We start from the raw sequence: 23,507 nt of genomic DNA, 5'->3' as shown, positions 1-23,507 counted from the left end.
CTTCATGAAACGCATCATGGAGACGATTCTGTTCTGGGGCGCAGTGGCGCTGGTATGGGAGTACGGTGTGACGCTGGCCGGTGTGCGCAGTTACCTGATGCCGTCGCTGAGCAAGGTAGTCGCAGCGGGCTGGCAGGAGCGCGAGCTATTGCTGGCGGAAAGCTGGGTCACGCTGCTGGAAGTGCTGGCGGGATTCGCGCTGGCGGTGGTTGGCGGCTTGCTGCTGGGCGTTGCAATTCACTTCAGCGCGATTGCACGGCGCACGCTTTATCCGCTCATCACAGCGCTGCAAAGCATGCCGAAGATTGCGCTGGCGCCGCTGATGATTGTGTGGTTCGGCTATGGCTTTTCGTCCAAGCTGGCATCCACCTTCCTGTTTGCGTTCTTCCCGTTGGTGATTGCGACCTTGGGTGGAATGGCGGGCATCGCGGCGAATCTGGACGAGCATTTCCGCGCACTTGGCGCCTCGCGCTGGGACACCTTGTTGCGCTTGCAGCTGCCGTCGGCGCTACCGAGCTTTGTGGACGGCGTGAAGATCGCCATGCCGCTGGCGGTGATCGGCGCCATTGTCGGTGAATTCATCGGTTCGGAAAAAGGGTTGGGACATCTGATGACGCTGGCCACGGCCAATGCGCAGACGGACCTGATGTTTGCTGCAATCCTGACCATTACGGTGCTGGCCAGTTTGTTGTACTGGCTAGTGGAAGTTTTGTCGCGCGCGGTCTGGTGGCGCGGAAAGGCGGTGTGATGATGGCTCAACTCAAAGTAATGCCGGCGGTGGCGCCTGGCGCCAGCAAGCTGGCGATCCGCGTGGCGGATGTGGTCAAGCGCTTCCCAGGCAAGCAGTCGGTCAATGCGCTGGAGGATGTCTCGCTGTCCGTGCGCGAACGGGAGTTTGTCTCCATTCTTGGCCCCAGCGGCTGCGGCAAGAGCACCTTGCTGCGCATCGTTGCCGGATTAGTGCCGCACAGCGAAGGCGTGGTGCAAGTGGCGAACCGCGATGTGCATGGACCGACGTCCGATATCGGCGTGGTTTTCCAGACCAGTAACATGCTGCCCTGGCTGACGGTGGAGCAGAATATGATGCTGGGCGCGCAGTTGCGCAAGCTGCCTTCGGCGGCGGTTGCGCACAAGGTGCGTGAGCTGACGCGCACTCTTGGCTTGTCGGGATTCGAGAACAGCTATCCGCATGAGCTGTCCGGCGGCATGCGGCAACGTGCCTCGATCGGCCAGATCCTCGCGCTGGATCCACAGATCCTGCTGATGGACGAACCGTTTGGCGCGCTCGATGCGCTGACGCGCGACTTGCTGAACGTCGAACTGCTGCGCATCTGGCAGGAGCATATGAAGACGGTGCTGCTGGTCACGCACAGCATACAGGAAGCGGTATTCCTGTCGGACCGCGTGCTGGTGATGTCAGCGCGGCCGGGGCGCGTGATCCATGATATTACGATCGACTTGCCGCGTCCGCGGCGGCCGGAAAACATCAAGGGCAATCCGCGCTACGGAGAATATATCGCGCAGATCAGCCAGATCATGGGAGTGTATTGATGGGCGCTCCGTTCCGTTCCTGGGCGCCGCCGTTTGCGGGCCTGTCCGATGCAGAGCGCGAGACTTTGCTGGCGATGGGGCCGCGCTGGGCGGACGACATCAATCGCCATCGCGAGCAGGTGGTAGCGATCTACACGCCGCACCATGCGGCGGCCAGCAAGGACGGCGTGCGGGTGAATGCCGGGCTGGCGTATGGCGAGCATCCGCGCCAGTGCATGGACATCTATCGCCAGGACGATGCGCAGGGCGCGCCGCCCGCGCCAGTGGTGGTGTTTGTGCATGGCGGCGCCTTCATGCGCGGGAATATGAACAGCAACGCCGAAATCTACGGCAATGTGACGCGCTATATTGCGCAGCAAGGATACGTGGCGGTGAACCTGGAGTACCGGCTGGCGCCGGAGGCCGCGTATCCCGCCGGCAGTGAGGACATTGCGCTGGCGCTGGCGTGGTTGCGGCGGAACGCTGGCAGGTTTGGCGGCAATCCGCAGCATATCGTGTTGGCCGGGCACTCGGCCGGCGGCGCGCATGCGGCGGCGTATGTGCTCGATCCGGCATTGGAGGCGGCGCGGCACAGCGGGGGAGGGCTATCAGGACTGGCGCTGATCAGCGCGCGCTTGCGGGCGGACGTCTTGCCCGGCAATCCGAATGCGGCGGGCGTGCGGGCGTATTGGGGCGACGATGCGGCGCGCTATGACCAACTGTCGCCTTGCACGCATGCGGCGCGGCTCGATATGCCGGCAATGGTGGCGATTGCGGAGTTTGAGAATCCTTATCTCGATAGCTACGGCGAAGAGTTTTACCGGCGCGCGCGTGCCGCATCGGCGCCGTGCACTTTACTGCGCGTGCCAGGCCATAACCACACGTCCATCGTCGCACATCTAGGCACAGCGGACCGCTGCTTCGGTCCTGCGTTGATCGACTTCCTGGATCACACGCGACCCATTTGAATCACTCACTGGAGAAGTATCATGATGTCAAACCGATTGACAGGGGCTTTTGCGCCCGCCGTTACGCCATTCAAGGCGGACCTGAGTCCTGATGTTGAGCGCTTCGCGCAGCATTGCCGCTGGTTGCAGCAGCAGGGCGCCGGGCTGGCGGTATTCGGCACCAATAGCGAGGCAAATTCGCTCACCGTCAGCGAGCGAGTGGTGTTGCTTGATCACCTGATAGCCAATGGACTGGATGCGAGCCGCATTTTGCCGGGCACCGGTTGCTGCGCGCTGCCGGACACGGTGGAGTTGAGCCGCCATGCGACCTTGCACGGCTGTGCGGGTGTGCTGATGCTGCCGCCATTTTTCTACAAAGGCGTCTCCGACGACGGCTTGTTTGACTACTACGCCGAGGTGATTGAGCGCGTGGCGATGCAAAATCTTCGCGTGTTCCTGTATCACATCCCGGCTTTCTCCGGCGTGCCGATCTCGCTGAATTTGATCGAACGGCTGGCGGCGCGCTTCCCGCAGCAGATTGCCGGCGTCAAGGACAGCTCCGGTGACTGGGCCAACCTGGAGGCGATGCTGAAGAACTTCCCGCAGCTGTCCATTTTCCCGGCATCGGAAAGTCTGCTGTCACGCGCCTTGCCGCTTGGTGCTGCGGGCTGCATTTCAGCGACGATCAACATCAATCCGGCGGCAATCAGTGCGATGTGCGCCGACTGGCGCTCGCCGGACGCCGCCAAGGCGCAAGCCTCGTTGGATACGATACGCCAGATCATCCAAAAGTATCCGATGATCGCGGCACTCAAGTGGACGCTGGCGCATTATCGCGATGATCCGCAGTGGCAGCGCCAGCGTCCACCGCTGCGGGCCTTGAGCGGGCAGCAGCAGGACGAGCTGCATGCGCTGTTGTCGGCCGCTGGTTTCGCCATGCCTGGGCTGGAGGCGGCATGAGCGCTGCGATCGCGCCGCTGGGTCGTTATCCGGCGTGGTGCCGCGCCGGGGATTTTATTTACGTCTCCGGCATGAGCGCGCGTCAGGCGGATGGCAGCGTGGCCGGCGCGCAGCCACGTGACGCGGCTTTGCAGACGCGCGTCGTGATCGACAAAATCAGGGCCGCATTGGCGGAGGCGGGCGCCACGCTCGATGACTGCGTGTCCGTCACCAGCTACCTGACTGACATGGCCTGCTTTGACGCTTACAACGCAGTCTATGCGCAGGCGTTCAACGGCCGCGCCGCGCGCGCCACGGTGGGCGTGGCGCAGCTGCCGCATCCGGACATGGTAGTGGAGTTGAGCGTCACCGCCTACAAACCGGAGGTTGTATGAATGCGCGGCTCGACGACGCCGGCCTCGATCTGCTGTTCCGCGCCGCGCGCTCGCACAACGGCTGGCTGCTCAAAACGGTGGACGACGAACTGCTGGTGCAGGTCTATGACTTAATGAAGCTCTGCCCAACCAGCGTCAATGGCAGCCCGGCGCGCGTGCTGTTCTTGCGCACGGCCGAGGCCAGGGAGCGGCTGCTCCCCGCCATCAATCCCGGCAACGTCGATAAAGTGCGCGATGCGCCGGTGGTGGCGGTGATCGGCTATGACTTGCAATTCCACGCGCATTTGCCACAGCTGTTTCCGCACAATCCAACCGCAGCCACGCTGTTCGCCAACAACGCCGTGCTGGCGGAAGCCACGGCCTTCCGCAATGGCAGCCTGCAAGGCGCCTACCTGATGCTGGCGGCGCGCGCGCTGGGGCTGGACTGCGGCCCGGTCTCCGGCTTCGATGCGGCGGCTGTCAACCGCGAGTTCTTCCCCGATGGGCGGGTGCGCGTGAATTTCATTTGCAATCTCGGTCATGGCGATCACGCCAAAATTTTCCCGCGCAGTCCACGCCTGCGCTTCGATCAAGTGTGCACGCTACTATAAAGAGAACATACATGGATATCCTGCTTTACCTCGGTCTCGGCGCCTTTGCCGGGATATTGGCCGGCTTGCTCGGCGTGGGCGGCGGTACGGTCATTGTGCCGGTGCTGACCCTGGTGTATGCGGCGCACGGCTTCCCGCCGCAATACACGCTGCATCTGGCCTTGGGCACCTCGATGGCGTCGATACTATTCACCTCCGTCGCCAGCCTGCGTTCGCACCATCGGCGCGGCGCGGTCGACTGGGTCGTGGTGCGCCAGCTCACGCCCGGCATCGTGCTTGGCACGCTGGCCGGCGTGTGGCTGACAGCCCACATGTCCAGCAATCTGCTGAAAGCGATTTTTGTGGCCTTTGCCTACTTCGTCGCCGTCCAGATGCTCATGAATATCAAGCCCGCGCCGAGCCGCCAGCTGCCGGAAAGCGGCGGCATGCTGGCATCCGGTGGCGCGATCGGCGTGGTGTCCAGCTTCGTCGGCATCGGCGGCGGCACCTTGTCCGTTCCCTTTATGACGTGGTGTAATGTGCCGCTGCATACGGTGATCGGCACCTCGGCCGCCTTGGGCTTTCCGATTGCGTTGGCAGGAGCGACTGGCTATGTGCTGAATGGCTGGCGCGTGGCCGGGCTGCCGGAACATAGCCTGGGCTTCGTCTATCTGCCAGCGCTGATCGCGGTTGCTGGCGTCAGTGTGCTGACCGCACCGCTGGGCGCGCGCTTGGCCCATGCGCTGCCGGTCGCGAAACTCAAAAAGCTGTTTGCGCTGCTGTTGCTGGCGGTGGGAACCAGGATGCTGTTTAGTTTATAGTGTCTTGTATAGTGTCGAAACTTTGTAGATAAGAGCAAAAACGATGGAAACCATTTCGATGCGGCTTTATCGCATCCTTGCAGACGAAATTATCAATGGCACCCTGGCGCCCGGAGACAGCCTGGAAGAAAACGCCATCGGCGAGCGCTTCAAGGTGTCGCGCACGCCCATCCGCGCAGCGCTGCGCGAACTGGCCTCGAATGGCCTGATCGAACTGCGTCCGCGCAAAGGCGGCATTGTGGTCAGCATCAGCCTCGATGAACTGGCCGATACGCTGGAAGCGCTGGGCGAGCTGGAAGCGCTGTGCTGCCGCATCAGCGCGCAGCGCATGAGCGCTGTACAGAAAAAACAGCTGGAGCTAATCCATCTGCAAAGCCTGGAGTGCATCGAGCAGGGCGATGAAGAAGGCTATCTTGAAATGAACGGCAAGTTCCATCAACTGATCTGCGCCGGCGCGCATAACCGCAGCCTGGCCGATAGCATCGACAAGCTGCGCCTGCGCCTGAACCAGTTTCGCGCCGCACAAGGTGGTGTGGAGCGGCGTCTGGCCAAGTCGCAGGAGGAGCATGCGGCGGTGGTGGAAGCCATCGTTGGCGGCGATGCGGAGCGTTCCTACCTGGCGATGCGCGATCATGCCAACCGCCTCAATGTCCATGTGCTGGAAGTGATGCGCGAACGTCAGGATGCCCATGCAGCCCGATGACGACGAGGTGCCGGCGGAGCGGCCGGGCGATGGCAATCGCGTCAACATCCCGCTGGTGGATGTCATGCTGCGGCGGATTAAACTCAAGCCGCTGCTGATTTTCGACCGCGTGCTGGTGTCGCAATCCATTGCGCGCGCCGCGCGTGAACTGAATCTGACCCAGCCCGCCGTCACCAAGGCGATCCAGGAGCTGGAGGCGGATCTGGGCGTTGAACTGTTCGAACGGACTAATCGCGGCGTTGTGCCAACCTGCTATGCGGCGCTGCTGGGCGACCGCGTCAAAGCCGTCATTGCCGAATTGCGCTACCTGACGGACGAACTGAATTCCTTCCGCTCCGGCGAATCGGGCCATGTGGTGGTCGGCACGCTGATCTCGGCGTCGGCGCGGCTGCTGCCTATCGCTATCGCCAAACTGAAGGCGGACCGTCCCGGCGTACTAGTGACGGTGCGCGAAGGCCCAACCGACCGCCTGTTCCCCGCGCTGGCCACCGGCGAACTGGATCTGGTAGTCGGCCGCTTGCCGGAAGCCGACCTGCCGCTGGCCCGCATGTACAGCTTCCGCCACACGGAGCTATATAGTGAGGCGTTGTGCGCGGTGGTCTGGAGCGAACACCCGCTGGCCAGCCAGCCCAAGATCGAATTGAAGCAGTTGCTGGACTGGCCATGGCTACTGCCGACCATCGAATCGCCCGCGCGCCTGCGCGCAGAGCGCCTGTTTGCGGATGCCGGCCTGCCAATGCCGTCCAACGTGGTGGAGTCGCTGTCACTGCTGACCAATATCGGTCTGCTGCAATCCATGCAGGCGATTAACCTGATGCCGCGCGCCGTGGCGCAGCACTTCGCGCAACTCAAGCTGCTGAAGATACTGGAGCTGGGTGACATCGGCGCCTTTGGCCGCATCGGTTATTCGGTGCGCGGCGACCGCGCCAGCACGCCGGCAGCGGCACGATTTATCGATTGTCTGACGCTGGCCGCCAAGGAACTGCAATAAAAAACAGGAATACCTGAGTCCGGTTTTTTCATTATATTTTATTTCAGCTTCTCCCTATACTCGATTTCATAACGAGCATAAGGAGACAGCCTTGAAACCAGAATCACCGGCCCTGTTGCGCCACTACATCGGCGGCGAATTCGTCGCCAGCGCAGCGACTTTCGATAACCTCTGTCCCGTTGACGGCCGCCTGCTGTCGCGGGTGTCCGAAGCCGACCGCGCCACCGTGGAGTCGGCGGTAGCGGCCGCGCGCCGCGCGCTGTCCGGGCCATGGGGCAAGATGAGCGTGCAGCAGCGCGCCGCCATGCTGCACAAAATCGCCGACGGCATCGAAGCGCGCTTCGACGAATTCGTCGCCGCCGAAGTGGGCGATACCGGCCGTCCTGTTCATCAGGCGCGCAGCCTGGATATTGCCCGCGCCATCACCAACTTCCGCACCTTCGCCGACCTGGCCGCCTGCGCCAACTCGGATGCCTTCGAGACGCCAACCGCCGATGGCGCCGGCGCGCTGAATTACACGGTGCGCAAGCCGTTGGGCGTGGTGGGCATCATCTCGCCGTGGAACTTGCCGCTGCTGCTGCTGACGTGGAAAGTGGCGCCAGCACTGGCCTGTGGGAACGCGGTCGTCGCCAAACCGTCCGAAGAGTCGCCGGCCAGCGCCACGCTGCTGGCGGAAGTCATGTGCCACGCCGGCGTGCCGCCAGGCGTCTTCAATCTGGTGCACGGCCGCGGCGCTGATTCGGCCGGCCAGTTCCTGACCCAGAGCACGGGCATCGACGCGCTGACCTTCACCGGCGAATCGCGCACTGGCAGCACCATCATGAAAGCGGTGGCGGACGGCGTCAAGGAAGTGTCGTTTGAACTGGGTGGCAAGAACGCCGCCGTGGTGTTTGCCGATGCGGACTTCGATGCCGCCGTCGCTGGCGTGGTGCGTTCGTCGTTCACCAACTCCGGCCAGGTGTGCCTGTGTTCCGAGCGCGTCTACGTGCAGCGGCCGATCTATGAAAAATTCGTCGCCGCGATCAAGGAAAAGGTGCATGCGTTGCGCATCGGCTTCCCGGATGAAGCGGAGGTCGATATGGGGCCGCTGATTTCACGCGGCCACCGCGACAAGGTACTGAGCTACTACCGGCTGGCGGTGGAAGAGGGCGCGACCGTGGTTGCCGGTGGCGGCGTGCCAGTATTCGGCGACGCCCGCGACCAGGGCGCCTATGTGCAGCCGACCGTGTGGACCGGACTGCCGGACAACGCGCGCTGCAACACGGAAGAAATCTTCGGCCCGGTATGCCACATCGCGCCGTTTGACGATGAAGAAGAAATCATCGGCCGCGTCAACGACAGCAAGTACGGCCTGGCCTGCGCGCTGTGGACCACCAACCTGTCGCGCGCGCACCGCGTTGCGCGCCGCATCCATGTTGGCCTGGTCTGGGTCAACACCTGGTATCTGCGCGACCTGCGCACGCCGTTCGGCGGCGTCAAGCTGTCCGGCCTTGGCCGCGAAGGCGGACGCTATTCGCTCGACTTCTATTCCGACGTCGCCAACATCTGCATCAAACTGTAAGGAGATCGCATGCAACGCCAAACGATACAGTCCCCGGCGGTCGCTGCACCGCGCTTCCGCTACAGCCCATGCGTGCGCATAGGCGACACGGTGCAGCTGTCCGGCATGATCGCCCTCGATGCTGACACCGGCGCGCTGATGGCCGGTGGACCCGGCGCCGAAGCGGCCTTCATCCTCGCGATTCTGCAACGCGCCTTGCCGGATTACGGCGTCACGCTGGACCAGCTGCTGATCGCTCGCATCTACACCACGCGCATGGATCTGTTCAGCGACATCAACGCCGCGTGGGAAGCCGTGTTCACGCCGGAGGTCACGCCTCCAGCACGTACCAGCATCGGCGTCAGCGCACTGCCGCTGGGCGCCAGCGTCGAAATCGAATTCACTTTTGTGCAGGAGCGTCGTCCATGAATACGCAAATTCAGCAAGCCGCAGACCGGATCTGGGAAGCGCACCAGCGCGGCGAACCATGTGCACCGGTGCGCGACCTGATAGGCGCCACCGACATCGAGAGCGCCTACGCCGTCCAGAAAATCAATACCGACCGCTGGCTGGTACGCGGCCGCCGCGCTGTCGGCCGCAAGATCGGCCTGACTTCGGCCGCAGTGCAGAAGCAGTTGGGCGTGGACCAGCCGGACTTCGGCATGCTGTATGCCGATATGTGCTTGTGCGACGGCGAAGAAGTGGCGCCGGGCCGCGTGCTGCAGCCGAAGGTGGAAGCCGAGATTGCATTGGTGCTGGAGCGCTCGCTGTCGCACGAGCAAAACACCGTGGCCGATATCCTGCGCGCCACCGCCTACGCCTTGCCGGCGATTGAGATTGTCGGCAGCCGTATCGCCAACTGGGACATCAGCCTGGCCGACACCATCGCCGACAACGCGTCGAGTGGCTTGTTCGTGCTTGGTTCGCGTCCCGTCAAGCTGTCCGAGTTTGACGTGATGGGCTGCGGCATGGTGATGGAAAAGCGTGGCGAACAGGTGTCGACCGGCGCCGGTGCGGCCTGTCTTGGCAATCCGTTGCGCGCCGCCGTCTGGCTGGCCGACACCATGGCGCGTCTCGGCAGCCCATTGCAGGCGGGCGACATCGTGCTGACCGGCGCACTGGGGCCGATGGCGCTGGCCCGTCCCGGCGACGTATTCGAAGCGAGCATCGAGGGTTTGGGCAGCGTACGTGCCGCCTTCGGCGCCTGATAAAACAAGGGAGATTTCATGCAACACACAGAACAAGATCGCTGGGAGGTCGCCATCATCGGCTCCGGCAATATCGGTACGGACCTGATGATCAAGGTGCTGCGCAATGCGCGCCACTTGAAGATGGGCGCCATGGTGGGGATCGATCCGAACTCGGATGGCCTGGCGCGTGCCGCGCGGCTTGGCGTGCCGACTACGCACGAAGGTGTGCAAGGGCTGGCGGCGCTGCCGAATTTCAAGCAGATCCGCTTGGCGTTCGACGCCACCTCGGCCGGCGCGCATGCGGAGCATAACCGTTTGCTGCAATGGCATGGCGTGCGCGTGATCGATCTGACGCCGGCCGCCATCGGCCCTTACGTGGTGCCGGTCGTGAATCTGGAGGCGCACTTGAATGAGCCTAACCTGAACATGGTCACCTGTGGCGGCCAGGCCACGATTCCGATGGTGCGCGCAGTGTCGCACATCGCCAAGGTGCACTACGCGGAGATTGTCGCTTCCATCGCCAGCAAGTCGGCGGGGCCGGGCACGCGCGCCAATATCGATGAATTCACCGAGACCACGTCGCAGGCGATTGTCAGTGTCGGCGGCGCCGCGCATGGCAAAGCCATCATCGTGCTGAATCCCGCCGAACCGCCGCTGATGATGCGCGACACCGTATTTTGCCTGGCCGAGGAGGGCGCCAACGAAGACCAGATCCGTGCTTCGGTCGAAGAAATGGCGGCCAGTGTCGCCAGCTACGTGCCGGGCTATCGCCTGAAACAGCAGGTGCAGTTCGAACGCATTCCGGCGGAGCGCCCGCTGAATATTCCGGGCCTGGGCAAGATGCATGGCCTCAAGGTCTCCATTTTCATCGAGGTGGAGGGCGCGGCCCACTACCTGCCTGCCTACGCGGGCAATCTCGACATCATGACCTCGGCCGCGCTGGCCACGGCCGAGCAGATCGCCGCCAGCGCCCTGGCAAAATAAGGAACACGCCATGAGCAAAAAGATTTATGTATCTGATGTCACCCTGCGTGATGGCATGCACGCCATCCGCCACCAATACACGCTGGAGCAGGCGGTAGCCATTGCCCGCGCGCTGGATGCAGCGAAAGTGGACAGCATCGAAGTCGCGCACGGCGATGGCCTGCGTGGCTCCAGTTTCAACTACGGCTTCGGCGCGCATACCGATCTGGAATGGATCGAAGCGGTGGCCGATGTGCTGACCCACGCGCGTATCGCCACGCTGCTGTTGCCGGGCATCGGCACCCTGCACGATCTGGACGCGGCATATAAGGCCGGTGCACGCACCGTGCGCATTGCCACCCACTGCACCGAAGCGGACATCTCGCGCCAGCACATCGAGCATGCGCGCAAGCTGGGCATGGATACCGTCGGCTTCTTGATGATGTCGCACATGACGACGCCGCAAGCGCTGGCGCAGCAGGCCAAATTGATGGAATCCTACGGCGCGGAATGCGTCTACGTGGTCGATTCCGGCGGTGCGCTGTCGATGCGCGATGTGGCTGAGCGCTTCAAGGCCTTCAAGGATGTGCTGAAACCGGAAACGCAAACCGGTATGCACGCCCACCACAACCTGTCGCTGGGCGTGGCCAACTCCATCGTCGCCGTCGAACATGGCTGCGACCGCGTTGACGCCTCGCTGGCCGGCATGGGGGCTGGCGCGGGCAATGCGCCGCTGGAGGTGTTCATTGCGGCCGTCGATCGCCTCGGCTGGCAGCACGGCACCGATCTGTTCACGCTGATGAACGCCGCCGATGACCTGGTGCGGCCATTGCAGGACCGGCCGGTGCGCGTGGACCGCGAAACGCTGGCGCTGGGCTATGCGGGCGTGTATTCGAGCTTCCTGCGCCACGCGGAAGCCGCGTCGTCGCGCTACGGCATCGCTACCGTCGACATCCTGGTGGAACTGGGCCGCCGGCGCATGGTGGGCGGACAAGAGGACATGATAGTCGATGTCGCACTGGATCTGGTGCAGCAGCGCCGTGCGAAGGAGGCAGCATGAATCCGGGAACGTGGCACCTGACTGACGTGGCGAGCATGCCTGGCACCGACATCGCTGCGCTGGCGCAGCTGCTGGACAGCGCGGCGCGCGAGCGCGGGGAGATCGACCCACTAACGCCGCAGCATGGCTTTAACCTGGAACAGGCCTACGCCATCCAGCATGCCTCCATCGCCTTGCGCCATGCGCGCGGTGAAAAGCCGGTCGGCGTCAAGCTGGGTTTCACCAGCCGCGCCAAGATGATCCAGATGGGCGTCGATAGCCTGATCTGGGGCCTGCTGACGGACGCCATGCTGTACGAAGAGGGCGGCGTCGTGAGTCTCAGCGACTTCATTCACCCGCGCGTGGAACCGGAGCTGTGCTTCCTCACTAGCCGCGCCATCGACCGTCCACTCACTTTGCTGGAAGCTGCCGGTTACCTGGCAGGCGTGGCGCCGGCCATGGAAATCATCGACTCGCGCTACCGCAACTTCAAATTCGGCCTGGAAGACGTGGTGGCGGATAACTGCTCGTCGGCCGGCGTGGTGGTGGGCGAGTTTTGCGCCGACCTGTCACGCTTGAATAACCTCGGCGTGACCATGCGCTTCAACGGCCGCCCGGTGGCGCTGGGCAGCACCGGTGCCATCCTCGGCAACCCGTTGCGCAGCGTGGTGCAAGCGTCGCAGCTAGCCAGCGATTGCGGCATGGTGCTGCCGGCCGGTTCGCTGATCATGGCTGGCGCGGCCACCGCCGCCGAGGCGTTCAAGCCCGGCCTGCATGTCAGCGTCGACATCGGCGGCCTCGGTCGCGCTGAATTCCTGACGGGAGGCTGAGCATGACGACCGAAGCAACACTGGTAGAGGGCAAGGCCCAGCCGCGCGGCAAATTCCCGCACCTGAAACGTGCCGGCGATTTCCTGTTCGTCTCCGGTACCAGCTCGCGCCGTCCGGACAATACGCTGGTTGGTGTGGAAGTGGACGCGATGGGCACCACTGCGCTGGACATCCGCGCACAGACCCGCGCCGTCATCGACAACATCCGCGACATCCTGCGCAGCGCTGGCGCCGACCTGTCGGACATCGTTGAAATCAGCACCTTCCTGGTCAACATGAACGATTTCGGCGGCTACAACGAGGTCTATGGTGAGTACTTCGATTACGACGGCCCGACCCGCACCACTGTGGCGGTTCACCAACTGCCGCACCCGCATCTGCTCATCGAAATCAAGGCCATCGCCTGGCACCCTTTAAAATAAACGCTGGAGACAATAATGTATAAATATGGCAAGCCTTTTAATTTCCAGCAGTGGATTGCGGAACACGCGCATCTGCTCAAGCCACCGGTGGGCAACCAGCAGATCTGGCAGGATGCGGATTTCATTGTTACGGTGGTCGGCGGTCCGAATCAGCGCACCGACTATCACGACGACCCGCTGGAAGAATTCTTCTACCAGTTTAAGGGTAATGCGTATTTAAACATCATGGACAACGGCCGCGTGGAACGGCTGGAGCTGAAGGAGGGCGACATCTTCCTGCTGGCGCCACATGTGCGCCACTCGCCGCAGCGTCCCGATCCCGACAGCCTGTGCCTGGTGCTTGAACGTAAACGTCCAGAGGGCATGCGTGACGCCTTCGAGTGGTACTGCCTGGAGTGCAATCATCTGGTGCACCGCATCGAGGTCCAGCTGCAAAGCATCGTTGACGACTTGCCGCCGCTGTTCCAGCGCTTCTACGGCGATCCGGCGCTGCGGGTCTGCCCGCAATGTAAGACCGTCCATCCGGGCAAACTTGGGAGCGCGGCATGAGCGCCGCGCCGAAAGCCAGCCCGGTCATCGACATTCACTCGCACTTCTTCCCGCCGATTACGCGCGCGGAAGCAGCTGCATTGGATGCCCAGGCCGCGCCGTGGCTGGAAGTCCGCGACAGCGAACATGGCATGATCATGACCGGCGACCAGCCGTTCCGTCCTGTGTATTCGGCGCTGTGGGACCCTGCGCGCCGCATCGAGGAGATGGACCGTTCGGGCGTGGATATCCAGCTGATGTCGGCGACGCCGGTGATGTTCGGCTACCGCTACCCGATCGCCCAGGCCTTGCCGTGGGCGCAGCGCATGAACGACTATGCGCTCGAACTGTGCTCCCACAACCCGGCGCGCCTGAAGGCGTTGGCGCAGGTGCCACTGCAGGACATTGATGCGGCCTGCCGTGAGGCCAGCCGCGCCAAGGCCACCGGCCATCTCGGCGTCCAGATCGGCAACCACCTGGGTAGCCTGGATCTGGATGACGAAGGCTTGCTGACCTTCCTGACCCACTGCGCCAACGAAGGCATCCCGCTGCTAGTGCATCCATGGGACATGATGGGCGGCGAGCAGCGCATGAAAAAATGGATGCTGCCATGGCTGGTCGCCATGCCGGCCGAAACGCAGCTCGGCATCCTGTCGCTGATCATGTCCGGCGCCTTCGAGCGCTTGCCGAAATCGCTGAAGATTTGCTTTGCCCATGGCGGCGGCAGCTTCGCCTTCCTGCTGGGACGTGTGGACAATGCGTGGCACCAGCGCGACATCGTGCGTGAAGACTGCCCGCATCCGCCATCGTCGTACGTCGACCGCTTCTACGTTGACTCGGCCGTTTTCGATGAACGCGCGCTGTCGCTGCTGGTCGATGTGATGGGCGAGGAGCGTGTGATGCTGGGATCGGACTACCCGTATCCGCTCGGCGAACAGCAAGTGGGACGGCTCATCAAAGAAGCAGACTTCACGCCCGAACGACAGCAAAGACTGTTGAGTGGCAATGCACAAGCCTTCTTCGGCATCTGAAAAAAGCATCACAGGAGACAAAATGAATCACAACAAGAGCGGCTTTGCCGCCATCGTGGAACGCGAGACGGGCTTGCAGCGCGGCCTGACCAGCGGCCAGATGTCCATGATTGCAATCGGCGGCGCGATTGGTACCGGCCTGTTTCTCGGCAGCGGTTTTGCCATCGGCTTTGCCGGTCCGAGTGTGCTGGTCAGCTATGCCATCGGCGCGTTGATCGCCATGCTGTTGATCGGCTGCCTGGCAGAGATGACGGTGGCGCATCCGACTTCGGGTTCGTTCGGCTCCTACGCCGAGCACTATGTCGGACCGTGGGCCGGCTTCTCGGTGCGCTATTGCTACTGGTCGTCCATCGTACTGGCGGTGGGCACCGAGGTCACGGCGGTGGCGCTGTACATGCAGTACTGGTTCCCCGGCACGCCCGCATGGTTGTGGATCGTGCTTTTCTCGGCCTGCCTGATCCTGGTGAACGCCATGAGCGTGAATATCTTCGGCAGCGTTGAGTATCTGTTCTCGACCGTCAAAATCGCCGCGATCGTTTTGTTTATCCTGCTGGGCGCTTACATGGTGTACGCGGCGCCGGAGGCTGGCCCGATCGGCTTCAAGAACTATGTGCAGGACCGCGGCTTCTTCCCGCATGGCAGCGCGGGCATGTGGACCGGCGTGATCGTCTCCATCTTCAGCTATCTCGGCATCGAGATGGTGGCGGTGGCCGCCGGCGAGGCGCGCGATCCACAGCAAGCTATTACCGGTGCCTTCCGCACCACCATGCTGCGGCTGGTGATGTTCTACATGCTGACGCTTGGCCTGATGCTGGCCATCGTGCCATGGGCGACGGCGGGCAACGGCAACAGCCCATTCGTGCTGGCGATGCAGGCGCTGCACATTCCCGGCGCTGCTGGCGTGATTAATTTTGTGATTCTGGTGGCGGCGCTGTCGTCGATGAACAGCCAGTTGTACATCACCACCCGCACCATGTTCTCGTTGTCGCGGGCAGGGCAGGCACCGAAGCGCTTCGGTATGTTAAGCAAGCGCGGTGTGCCGGTGGCGGCGCTGATGTTGTCCTGTATCGGTATCGCGCTGGCGACGGTGCTGAGCGTATTGTTCCCGGACGGCTCCTTCATGCTGATGATGGCGATTTCCATGTTCGGCGCCATGTTCACCTGGATGATGATCTTTGTGACGCACTACTTCTTCCGCCGCCAGTGGACGCGCGAAGGCCACGCGCCGCTGCCGTTCCGCATCTGGGCCTTCCCGTGGCTGACGATGCTGGGCGCTGGCTTGATGTTGGCGATCATGGTCACCACTGCCTTCACCAAAGAGTTTGCAATGACACTCATGACAGGCCTGCCCTTCATGCTGGCCCTGAGCGCGATGTACTTCCTCTGGTACCGCAAGCGCTAAATCACACGGTCTTTTAAGCGGTTTTTGACCCCGCAGGGGAGGACTCCGTCCGTCGTATTTGGATATGAGAAAACGGAATATCTGGAGCCTAACTATTCATTTTCGCTTATTGCAACACCCATGCATACTGGGTTCAGCGACACAAGTAAATCAAGGAAAAAAAGCATGAGACTCACGAAACAAGACTGCATCGATATGGACCAGCGCGACCCGCTGGCCACCACCCGCCAGCGATTCACGCTGCCCGAGGGCGAGGTTTATTTGGATGGTAATTCGCTGGGCGCCATGCCTGCGCATCTGCCTGCGCGCATGCAGCAAGCCATCGCCGGTGAATGGGGCATGGGCCTGATTCGTTCCTGGAATGACGCTGGCTGGATCGACCTGCCGCAACGTGTCGCCGCCAAAGTCGCAGCTTTGATCGGCGCCGACGCGGATGAAGTGATGGTGGGCGATTCCACCTCCATCAATCTGTTCAAGGCCCTGTCGGCCGCGCTGCGCCTGAACCCAGGCCGCAAAGTGATTCTCACCGAAGAAGGTAACTTCCCGACCGACCTGTATATCGCACAAGGCGTCGCCGAATTGTTTGGCGCCGAGATCCGCTATGTGCCGTCCGACGCTTCCGCCATCGCCGATGCGCTGGACGATAGCGTGGCAGTGCTGATGCTGACCCACGTGAACTATCGCAGCGGCCGCGTGTACGACATGGCCGGCATCACGCGCCAGGCGCATGCCGCCGGTGCACTGTGCATCTGGGATTTGGCCCACAGCGCTGGTGCACTGCACGTGGAACTGGATGCCTGCAACGCTGACTTCGCGGTGGGCTGCGGCTACAAATATCTGAATGGTGGTCCTGGTGCGCCGGCTTTCGTCTACGTCGCGCGCCGCCATCTAGAGCAGGTGCGCCAGCCCTTGTCCGGCTGGCACGGCCACGCGCAGCCGTTCGCTTTCGTGAAGGACTATCAGCCGGCGCCGGGCATCAATCGTATGCAGTGCGGTACGCCGCCGCTGCTGTCGATGCTGGCGCTGGATGCGGCGCTGGATGTATTCGATGGCGTCGACATGGCGCAACTGCGCAAGAAGAGCCAGGATCTGTGCGACCTGTTCATCCGCTTGGTGGACGAACGTCTGGGCGAATACGGCTTCGGCATCGGTTCGCCGCGCGAGCGCGAACTGCGCGGCAGCCAGGTGGCGCTGACCCATCCTCAAGGCTACGCCATTGTGCAGGCCTTGATTGCGCGCGGCATCACCGGCGACTTCCGCATGCCGGACATCCTGCGCTTCGGTTTTGCGCCGCTGTATGTGCGCTATATCGACGTGTATCACACGGTGGACGTGCTGGCCCAGATCATGGCGTCCGGTGAATGGAATCAGGAGCAGTTCCTGACCAGGAAGGCGGTGACCTGACCTTACAAGGCAGCACCAAGCAAAAAAGCCCCGCATAAAAAAAGATTTGACACCAATGATTCAAATATTAAAAAGGGAGTGGAGACATGAAAGTGAAGCAGAAAGGTTTGATCTGTAGTGCAGCGCTGGCGTGCATGGCCGCAGGCCATGCGGCGGCAGACGGCGTTATGATTTCCGGCGTTATCGACGTCAACGTCGAAAGCCTGGCGACTACCAAGGAAAAGGTGACGCGCGTATCCAGCGGTGGCCTGAGCCAGTCGCGCCTGGAGTTCAGCGCGACCGAGGATCTGGGTGATGGCAACCAGGCTTATTTCCTACACCAGATGCAGTTCTCGGCCGATACCGGCGTCGGTCCGACGCCGCGTGAAAGCTACGTCGGTATCCGTGGCAACTGGGGCGCGCTGGCGCTCGGCCGCCAGAACACGCCGTCGTACTGGATCGTCGGTTACGCCGATCCGGGTTGGTCCGGCGATTATAGTCGCGTGAGTAACAGCGTGTTCTTCTACGCGCCATGGCGCGAGAGTAATGCGGTGTCGTACGCTACGCCATCGATGAATGGCTTCAAAGGCCGCTTCATGGTCACCGCCGGCAACGAGACGGCGGACCACAATGGACGCGTGTACAGCACTGGCGTGGAATACCGCAACGGCCCGCTGTACCTGGGCTATGTCACCGACCGTAAGGACATCAAGAACCTGTACACGCCCAAGCTGGAGTCGTCGCGCGATAACTATATCTCGGCGGTGTACCGCTTCGGCGGCTTCGAGCCGACCTTCATCTATCACACCTACAACGGCTACTACGCCTATCCGCCGTATGTGGGTTTCCAGACCAAGGGCTGGGATGTGCAGCTGGGTGCGCGCTGGAAGATTGACACTACCCACAGTGTTTACGCCAGCGCCGTGAGCCGCCATGACGATATCGGCAAAGACCTCACCAACGGCAGTAGCATCCTGATGGGCTATAGCTACCGCTTCTCGAAACGCACCGACGCTTACGTCAACTACGGCCGTGTGTACACCAAGGGAAGCCCGAAAGTACCGTATCCACTGACGTTTAACTATAACGGCAGCGGCAACCCGGAACGCGGAACCCAGATAGGCCTGCGCCATTCCTTCTGATTCACTGAGAGACTGATATGAAAAAAACCACCAAGCTTGTATCCCCGCTGCTGCTGGCTGTCGGCGCAGCGATCCTGAGCAGCACGGCGCTGGCGCAAGCGCCGCGCAGTGGCCTGAATCTGAACGCACCCGATGCGCCAGGTCCGATGCAGAAGAAGAGCGAGCTGCTGCCGGGCGAACCACCGGTGCCGGCGCCAGGCTCGTATGGCTACGACGCCAAGACCGGCAAATTCAAAAGCCCGGACGCCACGCCAGACGCCTACGGCGCCCACCCGGTAGAAGGCAGCCTGCCTTACCTGGACCAGAACCAGTACCTGAAGAATGTCAAGGTCGAGAACTTCTCGCCATACGTGGCAGGTGCGGGCCACAGCTGGCAGGCCAGCTTCGATTTCAACGGCCGCCGCTATCTGTACGACTATGAAACCTGGATGTACAACCTGTTCGACATCACCGATCCGCGCGACATCAAGGTGGTACAGCAGAAGACCTTCAACACCAAGGGTGGCGAGCACCAATTCGGCCCATTCAACGTCAAGTACAACAAGAAGTTGGACAAGATGATCGCGGTACAGTGCTACGAGATCTCGCGCTATGGCCTGGTGCAGAACAAGTACACCAATCCCGACGATATCAAGAAAGCGCGCGACCGCAAGATGCTGCGTGGCTTCCGCATCTACGAGGTAACCAGCCCGCAGTGGACCGACTGGAAGCTGCTGTCCGAAACCTCGCTCGATCCTTACCACTCGGCGCAGGAACAGCCGCAGCAGGGTTCCGGCTGTCAGGACGTGCCGGCGTATGACGGTGGCCAGTACCTGTTCGTAGCGGGCGCGCCGGACGACACCTTCGTCAACACCGAGTACAAGACCTATCTGTACGCTGGTGCGCAGCTGGCGTTCGACGTCTCCGATCCAGCGCATCCAAAACGTTTGTCGACCTGGTGGGCGCCGGGCTCGCGTCTGGGCGAGGAAGAGGAGTACAAGAAGAATCCACGCGCCGGCAACAAGACTTCGTGGATGGGCGCGCGCATGCCGCTGTTCATTCCGAAGTCGGTGGAGCAGGGTGGCAAGTACGGCTATGCCGCGATGGGTGGCTTCGGCTTCTACGTGATCGATATTTCGAATCCGGCCAATCTGCATGCGGTGGCGCACATCGACATGCCGGTCAGCGTGACTGGCACCGAGGGCGATAACATCGACGTCAGCAAAGTCGAATCGACCGGCATGGTCTACTACAGCGGCTACCCGATGTCGGAAGACTGCTATGAACCGCTGAAAGCGATCTATTCGATCGATGTCCGCGATCCGCTGCATCCGAAGATCGTCAACACGCTGCCGACGCCAACGCCGCCGAAGGATGCACCGTTCACCGACTTCTGCCAGCGTCGCGGCAGCTTCGGTCCGAAACGCAGTGGCTATGCGCAGATCCAGCCTGGCACGCCGAGCCCACGCTACATGCCTTATTCGTACTACAACGCCGGCATGCAGATCTTCGACGTGAAAGACCCGCTGAATCCGACCATCGCCGCCTACTTCGTGCCGAAGATGATCGACGCCAGCCGCAAGACCACCGACGGCCAGACTCTGTCGATCCGCGCGCTGCCTAACCCGGTGCACAGCATCTTCGTCGAATGGGATCGTAACCTGATCTGGGTGTTCTCGAATCACGGTATCTACACGCTGTCTACCTCGGTACTGGGTAATCCTGTGATGGGCATGCCGCCCAAGAAGTAACTTCAGCACTTTGCGGCCGGCGTCCTGCCGGCCGTTTTTTTTCACGCTAAGGAATCCCCATGTTTTCTACACTGCGCGGCCGCTTGATCGGCCTGTGCGTGGCCGTGGTCGTCCTCGCGATGCTGGCGGTGGCCGCTGCCAACTACGCATCGTCGCGCACCCGCACGCTGGAAACGATGAACGGACAAATGCGCCAGCTGGCGGGCAGCCAGGCGGCGGCGATAGGCGACTGGGTGGCGGCGCGCCGTTCGCTGGTGTCGTCACTGCGTCATGCAGTGCCTTTGCCGGCGCCGCAGCCGCTGCTGAAAGCTGCAGCGCAGGCGGGCGGCTTTGACAATGTCTACATCGGCTACGCCGACAAGCGCATCGCCTCGTCGCGCGACGAGCCGCCGCCAGCGGACTACGATCCCACCACGCGCGCCTGGTACCGCAAGCCGATGCAAGCGGGTAGCGCCATCATCACGGCGCCCTATGTGGATGCCGGGCGCGGTGAACTGGTAGTGACGTTTGCCGAGCCAGCGCCGCCCGCCGTCGGCGTGGCCGATGCCGTGCTGGCCGCCGACGTCTCGCTGGCCAAAGTGGTCGCCCAAGTGCTGGCGCTGCGGCCTACGCCCCACAGCTACGCCTTCCTGATCGATCATGACGGCCGCGTAATCGCTCATCCACAAAAAGACCGCACCATGCAAACGGTGGACACGCTGGGCGGCGGCTTGTCGCAAGAACACCTGGCTGCGTTGGAAGCCTCCGGCGGCAGCACAGCACTGGCGCTAGATGGTCGCGATGGCATTCTGTTTGCCACCGCAGTCCCCGGCACTAGCTGGCTGCTGGCACTGGTGCTGGACAAGACCGAAGCCACGGCGGGACTCGGCGCCATGTTGCTGACTTCCGCCATCACCGCCGTGGTACTGGGACTGGCGGCGGTAGCCGCGCTCTCCATCCTGATCGCCCGCGAATTGCGCAGTCTACAACTGGTGCGCGACGCGCTATCGCATATCGCCGATGGCGACGGCGACCTGACGCGTCGTCTCGACGACAGCGGCCCCACCGAACTGGCGCAGATCAGCCGCGCCTTTAATCATTTTGCGGACCAGATCAGCGCCGTGCTCCAGCAAATCCGCATCGCCAGCGAAACGGTGCGGATGGCGGCGGCCGACATCGCCGGCGGCAATGGTGATCTGTCGGCGCGCACGGAGGCGCAAGCCAGTTCGCTGGAGCAGACCGTCAGCGCGATGCAGTCGCTGACTATCACGGTGCAGGGTACGGCGGCCAACGCGCGGGCGGCCAGCGAGCTGGCGGTATCGGCTTCGCACGCGGCCAGCAGCGGCGGTAGCGTGGTGCTGAATGTGGTCCAGACCATGGACCACATCCGGGATGGTTCGCGCCGCATGGCCGACATTATCGGCGCCATTGACGCGCTGGCATTCCAGACCAATATCCTGGCCCTGAACGCAGCGGTGGAAGCGGCGCGCGCTGGTGAGCAGGGACGTGGCTTCGCGGTGGTGGCGGCCGAGGTGCGCACGCTGGCGCAGTCGTCGGCCATGGCGGCGCAGGAAATTCGCGTGCTGATTGTCGAGGCCCGGCAGCGCGCGGAAGCGGGCAGCCAGCTGGCGGCGGATGCGGGCCAGCACATGGAGCGCCTGGTCGGCTCCGTGCATCAGGTGGCGGATCTGATCGGCGCGATCAGCACCGCCAGCCAGGAACAAAGCGCTGGCATCGCCGAAGTGAATGGCGCCATCGGCGACATGGATGAAGTCACGCAGCAGAATGCGGCGCTGGTCGAGCAAGCCGCCGCTGCCGCGGACAGCATGAAAGACCAAGCCGTGGCGCTGGCTGGCGCGGTAGGACGTTTTACGCTGTAAACGCGCCGGCCAGGATTTTTCGAAGCATAATGTCATGAAGGAACGATATCTTTTATAACAGAGGAGACTTCATGACGCTAGTTCGCGCGGTCGCGCTGATCGTAATGTGTATCGCTGGCTTTGCAGCGCAAGCGCAGCCCACCAATCCAGTGAAGGTCTCCGGCGGCGCAATCGCCGGCGCGCATGCAGATGCGGTGGACACCTATTTCGGCATTCCCTATGCTGCACCACCGGTCGGCAAACTGCGCTGGCGCGCGCCGCAGCCGGTGGTGGCGTGGAAAGGCGTGCGGCAGGCGACCAGCTTTTCCGCCGCTTGCGCCCAGACCGCAGTGTGGATCACCGATCCCAAAAGTGAAGATTGCCTGTACCTGAACGTGTGGGCGCCGGAAAAGGCCGAGAAGCTGCCGGTGCTGGTGTGGATACATGGTGGCGGCTATTACGGCGGCACTGGTTCGCAGCCGGGCTTCAACGGCGCCAATCTGGCGAAGCGCGGTGCCATCGTTGTGACGATTAACTATCGCCTGGGGATCTTCGGCTTCTTCGCCCACCCGGAGCTGAAGGAGGAATCAGGCAACCAGGGCTTGCGCGACCAGATCGCCGCGCTGCGCTGGGTGAAGAACAACATCGCGGCCTTTGGCGGTGACGCCGGCCGCGTCACCATCTTTGGCGAATCCGCCGGCGCGATCTCAGTCGGCATCCTGACGGCATCGCCGATGGCCAAAGGCCTGTTCCAGCGCGCCATCGCGCAAAGCGGGAACGCCGGCTGGCCGATGAATCCCGATGAGTACAGCGCCTACGATCAAAAACGCGTTGAAGCCACCGGCGTAGCATTTGCCCACAGCGTCGGCGCGAAGAACCTGGCGGCGCTGCGCGCTATGAGCGTGGAGACCTTGCACAAGCAGTCGTGGAGCGCGCGCGTCAGCGTCGATGGCCATGTGCTGCGCGAAGACCAAACCAGCCTGTATCTCAACCATCGCCAGAACGACGTGCCGCTGCTGGTGGGCTGGAATGCGGAAGAGGGCAAGGATCTGGCGCCGGAAATCCTCAACACCGGCGAGTTCACCGCCGCACGCTACAAAGAACTGGTCAGCAAACTGCTGGGACACGCGCCATCTGAAGATCTGTTAGCCGCCTATCCTGGCGCCAGCGACGCGCAAGCCAAAGCCTCGCTCGACCAATTGACTACCGACTGGTGGGGCTGGCGCAAAGTCTATTGGGCGGGGCTGCAAGCGAAGTACGGCCAGTCCAAAGCGTATGCCTACTACTTTACGCATCGTCCTGCGGAGCCGTCGACACCGTGCGGCTACGGCTGCGGTGCAGGCCATGGCGCGGAAATCCGCTACGTGTTCGACAACCTCGATCAGGACAGCCGCCAGTGGAGTGTTGCCGACCGCCAGATGGCGGCGCGGTTGGCCGACACCTGGGTGCAATTCGCCCGCACCGGCAGCCTGCCGGACTGGCCTGCTTATGACGGCTCCAGTGCCTCCATCGTCCGCCTTGGAGAAGGGAAGGACAAACTGCCGGACTTTTCGCTGTTCCAACAATAAAAAATG

General features: G+C 62.6%; 24 protein-coding genes. All 24 read left to right on the top strand.

Features of this window, described 5'->3' with window-relative positions; translation table 11 throughout:
- Positions 1-4: 4 nt before the first annotated feature.
- A complete protein-coding gene (locus tag GTP46_RS20155) occupies positions 5-748 on the top strand; it encodes an ABC transporter permease (RefSeq protein WP_161008416.1) in 744 nt (247 codons plus the stop codon).
- The gene (locus tag GTP46_RS20150; RefSeq protein WP_161008415.1) at positions 748-1,551 is read left to right on the top strand and encodes an ABC transporter ATP-binding protein; all 804 of its coding nucleotides are present in this window, start codon (positions 748-750) and stop codon (positions 1,549-1,551) included. Before GTP46_RS20155 ends, GTP46_RS20150 begins: the two co-directional genes overlap by 1 nt.
- Positions 1,551-2,498 carry an alpha/beta hydrolase gene (locus GTP46_RS20145; protein ID WP_161008414.1) on the top strand — a complete coding sequence of 316 codons (948 nt, stop codon included), beginning with the start codon at positions 1,551-1,553 and terminating at the stop codon, positions 2,496-2,498. The genes GTP46_RS20150 and GTP46_RS20145 overlap by 1 nt, the downstream gene beginning before the upstream one ends.
- A gap of 21 nt (positions 2,499-2,519) precedes the next feature.
- On the top strand, positions 2,520-3,437 hold the full coding sequence (locus tag GTP46_RS20140; RefSeq protein ID WP_161008413.1) for a dihydrodipicolinate synthase family protein: 918 nt from the start codon (positions 2,520-2,522) through the stop codon (positions 3,435-3,437).
- Positions 3,434-3,811 carry a RidA family protein gene (locus tag GTP46_RS20135; RefSeq protein WP_161008412.1) on the top strand — a complete coding sequence of 126 codons (378 nt, stop codon included), beginning with the start codon at positions 3,434-3,436 and terminating at the stop codon, positions 3,809-3,811. Before GTP46_RS20140 ends, GTP46_RS20135 begins: the two co-directional genes overlap by 4 nt.
- Positions 3,808-4,401 (top strand): malonic semialdehyde reductase, encoded by a 594-nt coding sequence (locus GTP46_RS20130; protein ID WP_161008411.1) that lies wholly within the window; start codon positions 3,808-3,810, stop codon positions 4,399-4,401. The genes GTP46_RS20135 and GTP46_RS20130 overlap by 4 nt, the downstream gene beginning before the upstream one ends.
- A gap of 11 nt (positions 4,402-4,412) precedes the next feature.
- Positions 4,413-5,201: a sulfite exporter TauE/SafE family protein gene (locus GTP46_RS20125; protein ID WP_161008410.1), complete on the top strand. Its 789-nt coding sequence runs from the start codon at positions 4,413-4,415 to the stop codon at positions 5,199-5,201.
- Between the two features lie 43 nt (positions 5,202-5,244).
- Positions 5,245-5,904 (top strand): GntR family transcriptional regulator, encoded by a 660-nt coding sequence (locus tag GTP46_RS20120; protein ID WP_161008409.1) that lies wholly within the window; start codon positions 5,245-5,247, stop codon positions 5,902-5,904.
- Positions 5,891-6,895, top strand: a complete 1,005-nt coding sequence (locus tag GTP46_RS20115; protein WP_202414360.1) for a LysR substrate-binding domain-containing protein — start codon at positions 5,891-5,893, stop codon at positions 6,893-6,895. Before GTP46_RS20120 ends, GTP46_RS20115 begins: the two co-directional genes overlap by 14 nt.
- A gap of 91 nt (positions 6,896-6,986) precedes the next feature.
- Entirely contained in the window at positions 6,987-8,456 is a 1,470-nt protein-coding gene (locus GTP46_RS20110) for a 2-hydroxymuconic semialdehyde dehydrogenase (RefSeq protein WP_161008408.1), read from the top strand.
- 9 nt (positions 8,457-8,465) lie between these two features.
- Positions 8,466-8,864, top strand: a complete 399-nt coding sequence (locus GTP46_RS20105) for a RidA family protein (RefSeq protein ID WP_161008407.1) — start codon at positions 8,466-8,468, stop codon at positions 8,862-8,864.
- Positions 8,861-9,643 (top strand): 2-keto-4-pentenoate hydratase, encoded by a 783-nt coding sequence (gene mhpD, locus GTP46_RS20100; protein ID WP_161008406.1) that lies wholly within the window; start codon positions 8,861-8,863, stop codon positions 9,641-9,643. Before GTP46_RS20105 ends, mhpD begins: the two co-directional genes overlap by 4 nt.
- A gap of 18 nt (positions 9,644-9,661) precedes the next feature.
- The gene (locus tag GTP46_RS20095; RefSeq protein WP_161008405.1) at positions 9,662-10,609 is read left to right on the top strand and encodes an acetaldehyde dehydrogenase (acetylating); all 948 of its coding nucleotides are present in this window, start codon (positions 9,662-9,664) and stop codon (positions 10,607-10,609) included.
- Positions 10,610-10,619: 10 nt separating this feature from the next.
- On the top strand, positions 10,620-11,648 hold the full coding sequence (gene dmpG, locus GTP46_RS20090; protein ID WP_161008404.1) for a 4-hydroxy-2-oxovalerate aldolase: 1,029 nt from the start codon (positions 10,620-10,622) through the stop codon (positions 11,646-11,648).
- Positions 11,645-12,457 (top strand): 2-keto-4-pentenoate hydratase, encoded by an 813-nt coding sequence (locus GTP46_RS20085; RefSeq protein ID WP_229259034.1) that lies wholly within the window; start codon positions 11,645-11,647, stop codon positions 12,455-12,457. The genes dmpG and GTP46_RS20085 overlap by 4 nt, the downstream gene beginning before the upstream one ends.
- Positions 12,458-12,459: 2 nt before the next feature.
- On the top strand, positions 12,460-12,879 hold the full coding sequence (locus GTP46_RS20080) for a RidA family protein (protein ID WP_161008403.1): 420 nt from the start codon (positions 12,460-12,462) through the stop codon (positions 12,877-12,879).
- A 15-nt stretch (positions 12,880-12,894) separates the two neighbouring features.
- Entirely contained in the window at positions 12,895-13,428 is a 534-nt protein-coding gene (locus GTP46_RS20075; protein WP_161008402.1) for a 3-hydroxyanthranilate 3,4-dioxygenase, read from the top strand.
- Positions 13,425-14,438, top strand: a complete 1,014-nt coding sequence (locus tag GTP46_RS20070) for an amidohydrolase family protein (RefSeq protein WP_161008401.1) — start codon at positions 13,425-13,427, stop codon at positions 14,436-14,438. Before GTP46_RS20075 ends, GTP46_RS20070 begins: the two co-directional genes overlap by 4 nt.
- A 22-nt stretch (positions 14,439-14,460) precedes the next feature.
- Entirely contained in the window at positions 14,461-15,840 is a 1,380-nt protein-coding gene (locus tag GTP46_RS20065) for an amino acid permease (RefSeq protein ID WP_161008400.1), read from the top strand.
- A gap of 165 nt (positions 15,841-16,005) precedes the next feature.
- A complete protein-coding gene (gene kynU, locus GTP46_RS20060; protein ID WP_161008399.1) occupies positions 16,006-17,244 on the top strand; it encodes a kynureninase in 1,239 nt (412 codons plus the stop codon).
- Between the two features lie 86 nt (positions 17,245-17,330).
- The gene (locus GTP46_RS20055; protein WP_161008398.1) at positions 17,331-18,365 is read left to right on the top strand and encodes a porin; all 1,035 of its coding nucleotides are present in this window, start codon (positions 17,331-17,333) and stop codon (positions 18,363-18,365) included.
- A gap of 17 nt (positions 18,366-18,382) precedes the next feature.
- Positions 18,383-20,095, top strand: a complete 1,713-nt coding sequence (locus tag GTP46_RS20050) for an LVIVD repeat-containing protein (RefSeq protein ID WP_161008397.1) — start codon at positions 18,383-18,385, stop codon at positions 20,093-20,095.
- A 59-nt stretch (positions 20,096-20,154) separates the two neighbouring features.
- Positions 20,155-21,954, top strand: a complete 1,800-nt coding sequence (locus GTP46_RS20045) for a methyl-accepting chemotaxis protein (RefSeq protein ID WP_161008396.1) — start codon at positions 20,155-20,157, stop codon at positions 21,952-21,954.
- Positions 21,955-22,025: 71 nt separating this feature from the next.
- Positions 22,026-23,501 carry a carboxylesterase/lipase family protein gene (locus GTP46_RS20040; RefSeq protein WP_202414359.1) on the top strand — a complete coding sequence of 492 codons (1,476 nt, stop codon included), beginning with the start codon at positions 22,026-22,028 and terminating at the stop codon, positions 23,499-23,501.
- Positions 23,502-23,507 lie beyond the last annotated feature (6 nt).

The sequence above is a fragment of the Duganella flavida genome (assembly GCF_009857445.1).
GTDB classification, from domain to species: Bacteria; Pseudomonadota; Gammaproteobacteria; order Burkholderiales; family Burkholderiaceae_D; genus Rugamonas; species Rugamonas flavida.
This window is presented reverse-complemented; position numbering and strand designations above follow the sequence as displayed.

What these genes read in the sequence shown, in the direction of transcription:
- GTP46_RS20155 (WP_161008416.1), top strand. Translation starts at nt 5, where the DNA reads ATGAAACGCATCATGGAGACGATTCTGTTCTGGGGCGCAGTGGCGCTG.
- GTP46_RS20150 (WP_161008415.1), top strand. Translation starts at nt 748, where the DNA reads ATGATGGCTCAACTCAAAGTAATGCCGGCGGTGGCGCCTGGCGCCAGC.
- GTP46_RS20145 (WP_161008414.1), top strand. Translation starts at nt 1,551, where the DNA reads ATGGGCGCTCCGTTCCGTTCCTGGGCGCCGCCGTTTGCGGGCCTGTCC.
- GTP46_RS20140 (WP_161008413.1), top strand. Translation starts at nt 2,520, where the DNA reads ATGATGTCAAACCGATTGACAGGGGCTTTTGCGCCCGCCGTTACGCCA.
- GTP46_RS20135 (WP_161008412.1), top strand. Translation starts at nt 3,434, where the DNA reads ATGAGCGCTGCGATCGCGCCGCTGGGTCGTTATCCGGCGTGGTGCCGC.
- GTP46_RS20130 (WP_161008411.1), top strand. Translation starts at nt 3,808, where the DNA reads ATGAATGCGCGGCTCGACGACGCCGGCCTCGATCTGCTGTTCCGCGCC.
- GTP46_RS20125 (WP_161008410.1), top strand. Translation starts at nt 4,413, where the DNA reads ATGGATATCCTGCTTTACCTCGGTCTCGGCGCCTTTGCCGGGATATTG.
- GTP46_RS20120 (WP_161008409.1), top strand. Translation starts at nt 5,245, where the DNA reads ATGGAAACCATTTCGATGCGGCTTTATCGCATCCTTGCAGACGAAATT.
- GTP46_RS20115 (WP_202414360.1), top strand. Translation starts at nt 5,891, where the DNA reads ATGCAGCCCGATGACGACGAGGTGCCGGCGGAGCGGCCGGGCGATGGC.
- GTP46_RS20105 (WP_161008407.1), top strand. Translation starts at nt 8,466, where the DNA reads ATGCAACGCCAAACGATACAGTCCCCGGCGGTCGCTGCACCGCGCTTC.
- mhpD (WP_161008406.1), top strand. Translation starts at nt 8,861, where the DNA reads ATGAATACGCAAATTCAGCAAGCCGCAGACCGGATCTGGGAAGCGCAC.
- GTP46_RS20095 (WP_161008405.1), top strand. Translation starts at nt 9,662, where the DNA reads ATGCAACACACAGAACAAGATCGCTGGGAGGTCGCCATCATCGGCTCC.
- dmpG (WP_161008404.1), top strand. Translation starts at nt 10,620, where the DNA reads ATGAGCAAAAAGATTTATGTATCTGATGTCACCCTGCGTGATGGCATG.
- GTP46_RS20085 (WP_229259034.1), top strand. Translation starts at nt 11,645, where the DNA reads ATGAATCCGGGAACGTGGCACCTGACTGACGTGGCGAGCATGCCTGGC.
- GTP46_RS20080 (WP_161008403.1), top strand. Translation starts at nt 12,460, where the DNA reads ATGACGACCGAAGCAACACTGGTAGAGGGCAAGGCCCAGCCGCGCGGC.
- GTP46_RS20075 (WP_161008402.1), top strand. Translation starts at nt 12,895, where the DNA reads ATGTATAAATATGGCAAGCCTTTTAATTTCCAGCAGTGGATTGCGGAA.
- GTP46_RS20070 (WP_161008401.1), top strand. Translation starts at nt 13,425, where the DNA reads ATGAGCGCCGCGCCGAAAGCCAGCCCGGTCATCGACATTCACTCGCAC.
- GTP46_RS20065 (WP_161008400.1), top strand. Translation starts at nt 14,461, where the DNA reads ATGAATCACAACAAGAGCGGCTTTGCCGCCATCGTGGAACGCGAGACG.
- kynU (WP_161008399.1), top strand. Translation starts at nt 16,006, where the DNA reads ATGAGACTCACGAAACAAGACTGCATCGATATGGACCAGCGCGACCCG.
- GTP46_RS20055 (WP_161008398.1), top strand. Translation starts at nt 17,331, where the DNA reads ATGAAAGTGAAGCAGAAAGGTTTGATCTGTAGTGCAGCGCTGGCGTGC.
- GTP46_RS20050 (WP_161008397.1), top strand. Translation starts at nt 18,383, where the DNA reads ATGAAAAAAACCACCAAGCTTGTATCCCCGCTGCTGCTGGCTGTCGGC.
- GTP46_RS20045 (WP_161008396.1), top strand. Translation starts at nt 20,155, where the DNA reads ATGTTTTCTACACTGCGCGGCCGCTTGATCGGCCTGTGCGTGGCCGTG.
- GTP46_RS20040 (WP_202414359.1), top strand. Translation starts at nt 22,026, where the DNA reads ATGACGCTAGTTCGCGCGGTCGCGCTGATCGTAATGTGTATCGCTGGC.